The following is an 11,611-nucleotide window of genomic DNA, read 5'->3' on the forward strand; positions in this document are numbered from 1 at the left end:
GGCGGGTAACAGCTTTCGGGGCCGTCACCGGCGGACAGTACGCTTTCACCATGAGTCTTTCCGAACAGCAGGCGGCGGCCCTGTCAGCCGAGACGGTGGTGGTTGCGGCCGGACGGCCCCCACGGGAACGGGACCAGCCGGTCAACCCGCCGATCGTCCTTTCCTCCACCTACTTCGGTACGGGTGCGCTGGGCGACGGCGACCGCGGCTACGGCCGGTATTCCAACCCCACTTGGGACCCCTTCGAAGAGGCCCTTGGCCAGCTGGAGGGCTCCGAACTGCCGGGCCTTCTCTATGCGTCAGGGCTGGCGGCCGTCAGCTCGGCCCTCTCCCTGATCCCCGCCGGGGGGGTTCTGGTCATGCCCACGCACAGCTACTCTGGCTCGCTGGTCATGGCCGCTGAACTCGCGCAAAAGGGCTTCATCGAGCTCCGGACCGTGGACATTGCGGACACCGGCGCCGTCCGGGAGGCCCTCGCCCCCAACAGCCAGGCTGCGGGGCCGGAAGCACGGCCGGCTGCGATGCTGTGGCTCGAAAGCCCTACCAACCCGATGCTCGGCATTGCGGATGTCGCCGCCCTCACCGACGCCGCCCACGCAGTCGGGGCCATCGTCGTCACGGACAATACTTTCTCCACGCCCCTGGTGCAGCAGCCCCTGCTGCTGGGATCCGACGTCGTCCTGCACTCGGTGACCAAGTACCTTGCTGGCCATTCCGACGTCGTCCTTGGCGCCCTGGTCACCTCCAACCCGGACATCCGCTCCGCGCTGCTCCATCACCGGATTGTCCACGGCGCCATTGCGGGGCCGTTCGAAGCGTGGCTGGCCCTACGCGGGCTGAGGACGCTGGCGCTGCGGATTGAACGGTCACAGGCTTCGGCAATGGTCCTGGCAGAGCGCCTTGGCAACCACCCTGCTGTCGAGTCCATCCGGTTCCCGGGCCTGGCCGCGGATCCTGGCCATGAACGCGCCAAGGCGCAGATGAAGGGCTTTGGGTCCATTGTCTGCATCCAGGTCAGCCCGGCCGGGGGAATGAGCGGCGCGGATGCCGCCGACAAGCTGGTGGGCGCAGTCCAGCTGTGGCTGCCCGCCACCTCACTGGGCGGGGTGGAGTCGCTCATTGAACGCCGACGGCGGCACACGGCTGAGCCGGACAGCGTCCCGGAGAACCTGGTCCGGCTCAGTGTGGGAATCGAGAACGTGGAGGACCTCTGGGCCGACGTGAAGCAGGCGCTGGAATCGCTGGACGGCTAGGCTTGGGCTTGTGGACGTTGAACTCGTTATCATCCAGCCCGTTGAGAAGGCCCTGTTCTTTATCCTTGCCCTGGTTGCGCTGGGCCTGGAGCTCTGGGCGGTGGCGGACTGTGCCCGGCACCGTGCAAACGCGTTCGAGGCCACGGGCAAGCGGACCAAGACTTTCTGGCTGGCCCTGACCGGCGGCGCGGCCCTGGTCGGCGCCCTCTCGCTGTACACCGGCGGTGGCGGCGCATTCTTCGGAACCTTCGGGCTGTTCGGACTCGCCGCCGTCGTCGCTGCCTCCGTTTACCTGGCTGACGTGCGGCCGGCCGTGAAGGATGCCGGCCGCGGCGGAAGCCGCAACACGGGGCCCTACGGCCCCTGGTGACTTAGCCGGCGCCCCCGCCGGCCAGGGGTGCCACCGCCTCCCAGTCCACGGTGAGCTCCCCGAGCCGCCACCGCGAAGGCCCGTCATGGACCGGCCAGCCAGCGTCCCGCAGGCTCCGGCACATACCCTGCCAGCGCTGCCTGTTTCCGAAAGACGCCAGCGGCGCGCACTCCAGCCAGGCCCGGTCCATGGCCTGCATGAGGGCGTGCACCGGTTGGCCCGGAACGTTGCGGTGGATGAGCGCCTTGGGCAACCTTTCGGCAACGTCGGAGGGAAGGAGGAAGCTGCCGAACCTAACCGAGATGCTCAGGAACAGCGGCCGGTCCGCGTCCAGCGCCACCCAGGTGACCCGCCGCCCGATTTCGTCGCAGGTGCCGTCGATTAACAGGCCGCCGGGAGCCAGCCGGTCCTGCACCAGCCGCCAGATTCCGGCCACGTCCGCTTCCTCGTACTGCCGCAGGACGTTGAACGCGCGCACCAGGACGGGCCGGCCAGGCACCGGCAGTTCGAAGCCGCCCACGCGGAAGCTGAGTCCGGGCCGCTCCAAAGGAACGGCTGCGCCCACGCGTTCCGGTTCGATTTCGATTCCAAAGACCTGCACGTCCCCGCGGACGGCAGAAAGCCGTTCATAAAGCTCGACGGCGGTGGCCGGCGTAGCGCCGTAGCCCAGGTCCACCACCAGGGGGTCCGCCGCGTTCCGGAGCCGCCAGGCCTGAGGTCCCGTCAGCCAGCGGTCCACCCGGCGCATCCGGTTGGGGTTGGTGGTGCCGCGGGTAATGTTGCCAACCGGCCTGCCCGGCCTGCCCGGCCTGCCGGTATTCCTGCCCGGGATCTGCGGGGCGGTTACCCGTTCAGCCTTTTGCACCACCGCCCAACCTTATCCCTGCACCAACAGGTGACGCCTAACCGGCCTTCGCTTGTAACGCTGGGCGGACGGCCGCGGCGCTCGGCTAGGATGAAAATCATGACTTACAAGCTGATTCTGCTGCGCCACGGCCACAGCGAATGGAACGCCAAAAACCTCTTCACCGGCTGGGTGGACGTTGACCTCAACGACCAGGGCCGCGCGGAAGCAGCACGCGGAGGGGAGTTGCTGGTTGAGAACAATGTTCTCCCGGACATCCTCTACACCTCCCTCCTGAAGCGGGCCATCAACACGGCGAACATCGCCCTGGACAAGGCGGACCGCGGCTGGATCCCGGTCAAGCGCGACTGGCGGCTCAACGAACGCCACTACGGTGCGCTGCAGGGCAAGGACAAGGCACAGACCCTCGCCGAGTACGGCGAGGAACAGTTCATGGAATGGCGCCGCTCCTACGACACCCCGCCGCCGCCCCTGGACGACGACTCCGAGTTCTCCCAGGCGCACGACCCCCGCTACGCAGACCTCGGCGACGCCCTTCCCCGCACCGAGTGCCTGAAGGACGTCCTGGTCCGCCTCCTGCCGTACTGGGAATCGGACATCAAGGAAGACCTCAAGGCGGGCAAGACCGTCCTGGTCACCGCGCACGGCAACTCCTTGCGTGCACTGGTCAAGCACCTGGACGGCATCAGCGACGAAGCCATCGCCGGCCTGAACATCCCCACCGGCATCCCGCTGGTCTATGACCTTGACGAGGACTTCCAGCCGATCAAGCCGGGCGGCACCTACCTTGACCCGGAAGCCGCGGAACAGGCCATCCTCGCGGTCGCCAACCAAGGCAAAAAATAAGTCATTGAACATACGACGGCGGGCTGGTCACTTTTCGGTGACCAGCCCGCCGTCGTATGTTCTGCAGGGTCAGCTGTGTTCGATGCCGTTAGGCTGCCAGGCACCCGTCACGAGGTAGGTGACCTTCTGCGCCACCGAGACACCGTGGTCCGCGAAGCGTTCAAAGTACCGGCTCGCGAGTGCGACGTCCACCGTGGTTGCCGGCGACTCGGACCATTCGGGCGCTGCGATGGCCTTGAACACGCTGAGGTGGAGATCGTTGATGGCGGTGTTCGCCTTCAGGATGTCCCGGGCCACTTCAAGGTCGCGGGTTTCCAGCAGGACCGTCAGCTTGTCCGCAATTTCCTTGTCCAGCTCGGCCATGCGCTTGAACGTGCCGGTCATGGATTCGGGGATGACGGTGGAGGGGAAGCGCAGGCGGGCCAGTTGGGCGATGTGCCGGGCAAGGTCTCCCATGCGCTCGAGGGATGCGCTCATCCGCAGCGAGCCCACGATCATCCGGAGGTCGCTGGCTACGGGGCCCTGCAGGGCGAGGATGTCGATTGCCCGCTCGTCCAGGCTGTTCTGCAGGAAGTCGATGCGGGCATCCGCGGCTATGACGTCCTGCGCAAGGTCTACGTCCGCCACTTCGAAGGAGGTGGTGGCTTTGTCAATGGCCTCGCTGACCAGCCGGGAGATCTCCACCAGCTGTTCACCGACCTGGGTCAGCTCTTCCTGAAAAACCTTACGCACGTAGGCGTCCTTTCCTTATAACTCCTGGCTGCCCGGTCCGGGCAGCAGAAATCGCGTCGCCGTTCGGCACTCCAACTGCCTACACTGCCAAAGTTCGGTAAACGGTTAAGCCCTTGCAGGTGAACGTTAGTTGAACCGTCCTGCCGAGGGGCCGGGACGCGCCGATTAGCCTTCCCCTACAGCATAAGGTGGAGCTGTGGATCCTATGCTTATCGGCCTGGTGGCCGGCCTTATCGGCCTGGCGCTCGGTACGTTCGGCGTGCTCGCGTTCCGGGTCAGCGAGAAACAGCGGCAACTGCTGGACGTGGACGCCGGGGAGCTCGCGCTGCCGGCGGGCGCCGCAGAGGTGCTTGCCGTCGTCGGACGCGCCTTTGTGGTGGTGGACGCGGTGGACGGTGTGGTCCGTGCCAACCCGGCAGCGTACGCCTACGGCCTGGTCCGCGGCCACACAGTGGTCCACAAGGAACTGCTGGACATGACCGCCGGGGTCCGCCGCGACGGTGTCATCCTGGAGCGGCAGCTGGAACTTCCCCGAGGCCCGCTCGGCCAGGGAACCATCATCGTCCAGGTCCGCGCGGCAATGCTCGGTGAGGAATACATCCTGCTGCTCGCGGACGACCGCACCGAGATCACCCGGACGGAAGAGATCCGGAATGACTTCGTGGCTAACGTTTCCCACGAACTGAAGACCCCCGTCGGTGCCATTTCCCTGCTGGCCGAAGCCTTGGAGTCCTCGGCTGACGACGAACTGGCCGTCCGGCGTTTCGCCAAGCGCATGCACAAGGAATCCGGCCGGCTCGCCGCATTGGTGCAGGACATCATCGAGCTCTCCCGGCTGCAGGGCGCAAGCGTCACCCAGCAGGGCCGCCCGGTTGACGTCAACGCCGTGATCGCCGAGGCGGTGGACCGGTCCCAGCTGCCCGCGGAGAGCAAGAACATCCGCATTGTGGTGGGCGGCCGGACCGAAGCGAAGGTCTTCGGGGACCAGGACCTGCTGGTGACCGCGCTGCGGAACCTGATCGACAACGCCATCAGGTACTCGCCGGAGAACACCCGGGTGGGGATCGGCGTCCGCAGCAGGGAAGGGCTGGTGTCCATCTCGGTGACGGACCAGGGCGAGGGACTCAGCCCCGAGGACCAGGAACGCGTCTTTGAACGCTTCTACCGGGTGGATTCGGCCCGCTCCCGCCACACCGGCGGGACAGGCCTGGGACTGAGCATCGTCAAGCACGTCGCGTCCAACCACGGCGGGGAAGTGACCCTCTGGTCGCAGCCAGGCCAGGGCTCCACGTTCACCCTCCGGCTTCCCGAAATGGAAGGCCAGGAAGGCGGGGAAGAGACACCTCCTGCCGCCACCCCCGCTGCCGGTACCGCACGGGCGGGGATGGCAGGGTCCGAAAAGCCAGCTGTTACCCAAGTACCCGGCGCCGCAGGCGCCACCGAACGAGGAGCAAACGCTTGAGCAGGATCTTGATTGTTGAAGATGAGGAATCGTTCAGCGATCCCTTGTCCTATTTGCTGGGCAAGGAAGGCTTTGAGGTGGAGGTCGTGGACAACGGCCTGGACGCCATCACCGAGTTCGACCGGAACGGGGCGGACCTGGTGCTGCTGGACCTGCAACTGCCCGGACTCTCCGGCACGGAGGTGTGCCGCCAGCTCCGCCAGCGTTCCAGCGTCCCGGTGATCATGCTGACGGCCAAGGACGCGGAGATCGACAAGGTGGTGGGGCTGGAACTCGGCGCTGACGACTACGTCACCAAGCCCTACTCCTCCCGCGAGCTGGTGGCCAGGGTCAGGGCAGTGCTGCGGCGCCAGGGCGAACCGGAGGAACTCATTTCCTCCACCGTCCAGGCCGGGCCGGTCCGGATGGACATTGAACGGCACGTGGTCAGCGTGGGCGGCGAGCAGGTGCTGCTGCCGCTGAAGGAGTTCGAGCTCCTCGAGATGCTCCTGCGTAATTCGGGCCGGGTGCTGACCCGCGGCCAGCTCATAGATCGGGTCTGGGGTTCAGACTATGTGGGAGACACCAAGACCCTCGATGTCCACGTGAAGCGGCTTCGCGGAAAGATCGAGCCGGACCCCTCGGCGCCGCGGTTCCTGGTCACCGTCCGGGGGCTTGGCTACAAGTTCGAGCCCTAGAAAGGCAGCCTGTCTGAGACACGGCAGGAGGACATAAAAAAGGAGGGGCCGCCCGGCCCCTCCTTTTCCTGTGTCAACAGCGGGCGCAGCCCCCAGCCTTAGTGGCCGGTCCCGCCTGCGCTTTCCGAAGCCGACGGCGACGGCGCCGATGTGCTCGGCGACGGGGTGCTGCCGGCTGGCAGGTACTCCTTGTACTCAGGGAGCGTGGCGTCCAGGACGGGGACCTTCACCGTGTTGCTGGTGTTGGTTCCGTCTTCGGAAATCTTGACATCCACGAGGGAGCCCGGGATTCCTCCGGTGGTGCTGAGGATGGCCTCGTCAGAGCTGTCGTTGAGCAGCGTGTAGGAGTTCGCCTTGACCGGAACCTCGGTTTGGGAGCCCTTTGCGCCGTTGACCGTCAGGGTCACGTCACGGGAAGAGGAGTTGTAGACGGCGCCGATCAGGCGGCCGGGCTGGTCCTCGCCGGACGAAATGATCAGGATATTCCGCAGCTGGATCGGGCCGAGGTCGGTGACGATGCCGTCCGATGCAGCGTACTGTTCGCTGGTCTGCTGGGGCGTGATGTAACCGCAGCCGGCGGTCAGCAGGCCCACGCCAAGGGCGGCTGCCGTCAGTGCCAGTTTGCCGCGCTGGGCCCGGGTCGTCGCAGTGAAACGCACGTCGCGTACTCCTCAAAGAGTCTTGAAACATTAATCACGCATAGCCTATCCGCAAAGCAGGCCAAACGAGGATTCGGCGCTGTCACATCGGCCTTCCCCAGGACCGGGCACATGCACTATTATCCGCGTTCGTCAAGGGGTTGAAGGGGCCCGATTTGGCCCGTTTTCCGCGTATTTCTGCGGTTCGACGCCCTCTTCCGGGCCGGTCATATGCCTGAATCGTGATAAACTGGTCAGCGGGAAAGGGGAAATGTCCACATGGTATTTGAGGTCGGCGAGACAGTAGTTTACCCTCACCACGGTGCTGCGAAGATTGAAGAAATCAAGATGCGCACCATCAAGGGCGAAGAGAAAATGTATCTCAAGCTCAAGGTGGCTCAGGGTGATCTGACCATTGAAGTTCCAGCAGAGAACGTTGACCTTGTTGGGGTTCGGGACGTAGTGGGCAAGGAAGGCCTGGAGCACGTGTTTGATGTGCTTCGTGCCGAGTTCACCGAAGAGCCCACCAACTGGTCGCGTAGGTACAAGGCAAATCTGGAGAAGCTTGCTTCCGGTGACGTCATCAAGGTTGCAGAGGTCGTCCGCGACCTGTGGCGCCGGGATCACGACCGGGGCCTTTCCGCAGGCGAGAAGCGAATGCTGGCCAAGGCCCGGCAGATTCTGATTTCAGAACTGGCGCTGGCTGAAAAGACCGACGAAGAGAAGGCTGCAAGCGTTCTCGACGAGGTCCTGGCTTCCTAAGAATTGAACCCCGGTGGCACCTAAGTGCCGCCGGGGCTTCTTTTTGCCCAAATTTTCGCCCAAAAGAGGTCCTTGGGAACAGGGGTCTTCAGGCGCCGTCGCCCTGCAGGCACGTAGGCTAGTCCGCATGAGCGAAACACCCACCCGCCTGGTCACCGCGGTGATCCTGGTGGCAGCAGGTTCGGGGCAGAGACTGGGTTACGGCATGCCCAAGGCAGCGGTCCCTTTGGGCGGCGAACCGATCCTGATGCATGCCCTGCGAGGCATCGTTGCGTCCGGCGCCGGCAGCCAGGTGTGCATTGCGTTGCCCCCCGGAGACGACGCCCTCCGCAGCCTGTGCGAGGACTTCCGGCAGGAACTGGCCGACGGCGGCCCGCTTCTTTCCATCGTCGACGGCGGCAGCACCCGCGCGGATTCCGTCCGGGCCGGCCTGGCGGCCCTGATGGACGGCATAGAGGCGGTGCTGGTGCACGACGCCGCGCGCGCACTGACTCCCGAGTCGGTCTTCCACCGTGTCGCGGACGCCTTGGCCGCAGGGGCCGCGGCGGTCATCCCTGCCGTAGCGGTAGTGGACACCGTCAAGACGGTGGCCGCCACCACCGGCACGGACAGCGAACTGGCCCCGGAGGTTGTCACCGGGACTGCGCCGCGCGAAGAACTCCGTGCGGTGCAGACGCCGCAGGGTTTCCACCTTGGCACCCTGCTGAAGGCCCATGAAGCTGCAAGGAGACTGGATCGGAAAGAGTCCGACGCCGTCACCGATGACGCAATGCTGGTGGAAATGCTCGGTATCCCCGTCCACGTGGTCCGGGGGTCTACCCAGTCCCTGAAGATCACCACGCCGTTGGACCTGATCCTGGCTGAGGGGCTCCTCGAAGGCCCGCTGGGCGCCCGCTGGGTGGAAGGCTAGGAATGGAACCTGCGGACATGATCATCCCCCGAACCGGGATCGGGCTGGACGTGCACGCCTATGCCGCCGAGGACCAGCCCCGCCCGCTGTGGCTGGGCGGGATCCTGTGGCCGGGTGAACGCGGCCTGGCCGGGCACTCCGATGGAGATCCAGTGGCCCACGCGGCAGCCGACGCACTGTTTTCCGCCGCCGGGGTAGGCGACCTGGGCACGCACTTCGGTACGGACCGGCCCGAGTTCGCCGGCGCTTCCGGCGTCGCGCTGCTGGCCGAGGCCGCTCGGATTGTCCGGGCCGCCGGGTTTGAGATCGGCAACGTGGCTGTCCAGTTCGTTGCCAACCGGCCCAAGTTCGCCCCGCGGCGGGAGGAATCGCAGCAGGTCCTCAGTGACGCCGCGGACGCGCCCGTCAGCGTCACCGCCACCACCAGCGACCACCTCGGGTTTACCGGCCGCGGTGAAGGCATCTCCGCGGTGGCCACTGCACTTGTCTACCCGAGGCCGCACCTTCCCATCAGCTAATCTGGAGCGGTGACCCTGCGCTTCTATGACACTGCCTCCGCCGAAGTCCGGAACTTCGTCCCCATCCTCGAGGGCAAGGCCAGCCTCTACTACTGCGGGGCCACCGTGCAGGGCATGCCCCACGTCGGCCACATCCGCTCCGCCATTGCGTTTGACCAGCTCACCCGCTGGCTGGCCTACCGCGGGTTCCGGGTCACCGTGGTGCGGAACGTCACGGACATTGACGACAAGATCCTGGCCAAGTCCGAGGCGTCCTTCGCGCCGGGCTTCACGCCGGAACCTGGCGAGGTGCCGGAGGAACAGTGGTGGGCCCTCGCCTACCGCTACGAGCAGGAATTCCTCAAGGCCTACGACACACTTGGCGTTTCCCGGCCAACATACGAGCCCCGCGCCACCGGCCATATCCCGGAGATGCACGCCCTCATCCAGCAGCTGATCGACCGCGGGCACGCCTATCCCGCCCCGGACGGCTCGGGTGACGTCTACTTTGATGTCCGCTCATGGAGCAAGTACGGCGCACTGACCCGGCAGAACATCGATGACATGCAGGCAGCCCCGGACGTCGAACCCCAATTCAGCAACAGGAAGAAGGACCCGCGCGACTTCGCCTTGTGGAAAGGGTCCAAAGAAGGAGAGCCGACGACGGCGAGTTGGGCTTCCCCCTGGGGTGCGGGCCGCCCGGGCTGGCACCTGGAGTGCTCCGCCATGGTCACCAAGTATCTCGGCAGCGAATTCGACATCCACGGCGGCGGCCTGGACCTCCGCTTCCCGCACCACGAAAACGAACTTGCCCAATCCCAGGCGGCCGGCCACCCGTTCGCCAACTTCTGGATGCACAACGGCATGGTCACCTATGAGGGTGAAAAAATGTCCAAGTCCATCGGCAACACCATCAGTCCTGCCGAGATGCTGGAACTGGCGTCCCCCCGCGTGGTCCGCTACTACCTGGGACAGGCCCACTACCGCTCCGTGCTGGACTACCGCCCCACCTCCCTCCAGGAGGCCGCGGCCGCCGTCGAACGTATTGATGGTTTTATCGCCAAGGCGACTGCCCGGTTCGGTACGGGCTCCGGCCCGGCTGCCGGCCACCACGGCACCTCTCCGGAGACCTTGCGAACGTTCTCGGAGGCGATGGACGACGACCTGAACGTTCCGCGCGCCCTGGCGGCATTGCACGAGACCGTCCGGGCCGGTAACACGGCCCTCGCCGAAGGCAACGACGACGACGCCCGCCTCGCGCTGCACACCGTCGCCGTGATGACCGAGGTCCTCGGGCTCAATGCCGTGGCAGGCACCGATGCGGGCAACAGCAGGGAAGCCGCCGCCCTGGACGTCCTGGTGCAGGCCCAGCTCGAAGCCCGTGCCGCGGCAAGGGCGGAGAAGGACTGGGCGGCATCCGATGCCATCCGCGATACCCTCTCCGCTGCAGGCATCCTGGTGGAGGACGGTCCGGACGGCGCAACCTGGAGCCTGAAACGGGACTGACCGGGGGCACCCCGGTTAGCCCGTCCCGCCCTGGGCAGCCGATTTTTCTTCGGTCAGTAGACTGGTAGGCAGACTCAGTCAACACAATCAAGGGTGGAACACAATGGCCAACAATGGTCGCCGATCGGTTAAAGCGAAGAAGGGCCCAACCATCGGGACCGGTGGCCATGGCCGCAAGGCCCTGGAGGGCAAGGGCCCCACGCCCAAGGCGGAGGACCGCCCGTACCACAAGGCGCACAAGGCCAAGCAGCTGTCTGAGCGGTCGGCGGCCAAGCGCAACCCGGGTGCGCGCAGCGCCGGAGCGGCCAAGTCCGGCCCCAAGGGCCGTGCCACCGAGGAAGTCGTCACTGGCCGCAACTCGGTGGTGGAGGCGCTCCGCGCCGGCATTCCCGCCAAGGCCCTGCACGTTGCCATCCGCATCGAAATGGACGACCGCGTCAAGGAATCCCTGAAGCTCGCCGCCGAGCGGGGCATCCCGCTGATGGAAACGGGCAAGCCCGAGCTTGACCGCATGACCGATGACGCTGTCCACCAGGGCCTGGTCCTGCAGATCCCGCCATACGACTACCAGGACGCCTACGAACTGGCCGAGGAGACGGTGGGCAAGTGGAAGAAGGGCCACATCGGCAATGCGCCGCTCTTCGTGGCGCTGGACGGCATTACCGATCCCCGGAACCTTGGCGCCATCATCCGCTCGGTTTCCGCCTTCAGCGGCCACGGCGTGATCGTCCCGGAACGCCGCTCGGTCGGCGTCACCGCCTCGGCCTGGAAGACCAGCGCCGGCGCTGCTGTCCGCGTACCCGTGGCGCGGGCGTCAAACCTCAACAATGCCCTGAAGCAGTTCAAGTCCATGGGAATCTTCGTCTTGGGCCTGGACGGCGACGGCGATGTCTCCCTGCCGGACCTCACCCTGGCAACCGAACCGGTTTGCATCGTGGTGGGCTCGGAAGGAAAGGGACTCAGCCGCCTGGTCCGCGAGAACTGCGACCAGATCGTCTCCATTCCCATCGATTCCGCCATGGAATCGCTGAACGCCTCCATGGCCGTGGGCATCTCCCTGTATGAGGTCTCCCGGCAGCGCGCCGCGAAGTAA

At 65.9% G+C, this 11,611-nt stretch carries 13 protein-coding genes; 10 read left to right on the plus strand and 3 right to left on the minus strand.

The window, feature by feature from the left end; genetic code table 11:
• Positions 1 to 50 precede the first annotated feature (50 nt).
• Positions 51 to 1,253: a PLP-dependent aspartate aminotransferase family protein gene (locus tag FHJ30_RS04335; protein ID WP_139028046.1), complete on the plus strand. Its 1,203-nt coding sequence runs from the start codon at positions 51 to 53 to the stop codon at positions 1,251 to 1,253.
• A 10-nt stretch (positions 1,254 to 1,263) separates the two neighbouring features.
• Positions 1,264 to 1,623, plus strand: a complete 360-nt coding sequence (locus FHJ30_RS04340) for a DUF2516 family protein (protein WP_139028048.1) — start codon at positions 1,264 to 1,266, stop codon at positions 1,621 to 1,623.
• A gap of 1 nt (position 1,624) precedes the next feature.
• Here the strand turns inward: FHJ30_RS04340 and FHJ30_RS04345 are convergent, their stop codons facing one another.
• A complete protein-coding gene (locus FHJ30_RS04345; RefSeq protein WP_171058915.1) occupies positions 1,625 to 2,491 on the minus strand; it encodes a class I SAM-dependent methyltransferase in 867 nt (288 codons plus the stop codon).
• A gap of 96 nt (positions 2,492 to 2,587) precedes the next feature.
• Here FHJ30_RS04345 and FHJ30_RS04350 point away from each other — a divergent pair, with 96 nt between their 5' ends.
• Entirely contained in the window at positions 2,588 to 3,334 is a 747-nt protein-coding gene (locus FHJ30_RS04350; RefSeq protein WP_139028050.1) for a phosphoglyceromutase, read from the plus strand.
• Positions 3,335 to 3,403: 69 nt separating this feature from the next.
• On the opposite strand, the gene phoU is transcribed toward FHJ30_RS04350, so the two are convergent.
• Positions 3,404 to 4,066, minus strand: a complete 663-nt coding sequence (gene phoU / locus FHJ30_RS04355) for a phosphate signaling complex protein PhoU (protein WP_139028052.1) — start codon at positions 4,064 to 4,066, stop codon at positions 3,404 to 3,406.
• Positions 4,067 to 4,271: 205 nt separating this feature from the next.
• Between phoU and FHJ30_RS04360 the strand changes: the two genes are divergently transcribed.
• Together FHJ30_RS04360 and FHJ30_RS04365 are read left to right on the plus strand one after the other, a co-directional pair.
• Positions 4,272 to 5,528: a cell wall metabolism sensor histidine kinase WalK gene (locus FHJ30_RS04360; protein ID WP_139028084.1), complete on the plus strand. Its 1,257-nt coding sequence runs from the start codon at positions 4,272 to 4,274 to the stop codon at positions 5,526 to 5,528.
• Positions 5,525 to 6,205: a response regulator transcription factor gene (locus FHJ30_RS04365; RefSeq protein ID WP_104996825.1), complete on the plus strand. Its 681-nt coding sequence runs from the start codon at positions 5,525 to 5,527 to the stop codon at positions 6,203 to 6,205. Before FHJ30_RS04360 ends, FHJ30_RS04365 begins: the two co-directional genes overlap by 4 nt.
• A 98-nt stretch (positions 6,206 to 6,303) precedes the next feature.
• Here FHJ30_RS04365 and FHJ30_RS04370 read toward each other — a convergent pair whose 3' ends face one another.
• The gene (locus FHJ30_RS04370; RefSeq protein ID WP_139028053.1) at positions 6,304 to 6,864 is read right to left on the minus strand and encodes a hypothetical protein; all 561 of its coding nucleotides are present in this window, start codon (positions 6,862 to 6,864) and stop codon (positions 6,304 to 6,306) included.
• 258 nt (positions 6,865 to 7,122) lie between these two features.
• Here FHJ30_RS04370 and FHJ30_RS04375 point away from each other — a divergent pair, with 258 nt between their 5' ends.
• The 5 genes from FHJ30_RS04375 to rlmB all read left to right on the plus strand — a co-directional run bounded on the left by FHJ30_RS04375 (position 7,123) and on the right by rlmB (position 11,611).
• Positions 7,123 to 7,605, plus strand: a complete 483-nt coding sequence (locus FHJ30_RS04375; RefSeq protein WP_011690592.1) for a CarD family transcriptional regulator — start codon at positions 7,123 to 7,125, stop codon at positions 7,603 to 7,605.
• A 127-nt stretch (positions 7,606 to 7,732) separates the two neighbouring features.
• Positions 7,733 to 8,515 carry a 2-C-methyl-D-erythritol 4-phosphate cytidylyltransferase gene (gene ispD / locus FHJ30_RS04380; RefSeq protein WP_139028055.1) on the plus strand — a complete coding sequence of 261 codons (783 nt, stop codon included), beginning with the start codon at positions 7,733 to 7,735 and terminating at the stop codon, positions 8,513 to 8,515.
• 17 nt (positions 8,516 to 8,532) lie between these two features.
• Complete coding sequence (gene ispF / locus FHJ30_RS04385) at positions 8,533 to 9,033, plus strand: 2-C-methyl-D-erythritol 2,4-cyclodiphosphate synthase (RefSeq protein ID WP_171058916.1); 501 nt, start codon at positions 8,533 to 8,535, stop codon at positions 9,031 to 9,033.
• A 9-nt stretch (positions 9,034 to 9,042) separates the two neighbouring features.
• Positions 9,043 to 10,518, plus strand: a complete 1,476-nt coding sequence (gene cysS / locus FHJ30_RS04390; RefSeq protein WP_139028059.1) for a cysteine--tRNA ligase — start codon at positions 9,043 to 9,045, stop codon at positions 10,516 to 10,518.
• 103 nt (positions 10,519 to 10,621) lie between these two features.
• A complete protein-coding gene (rlmB, locus tag FHJ30_RS04395; RefSeq protein ID WP_139028060.1) occupies positions 10,622 to 11,611 on the plus strand; it encodes a 23S rRNA (guanosine(2251)-2'-O)-methyltransferase RlmB in 990 nt (329 codons plus the stop codon).

This window comes from Arthrobacter sp. BB-1 (assembly GCF_006151685.1).
Lineage (GTDB): Bacteria > Actinomycetota > Actinomycetes > Actinomycetales > Micrococcaceae > Arthrobacter.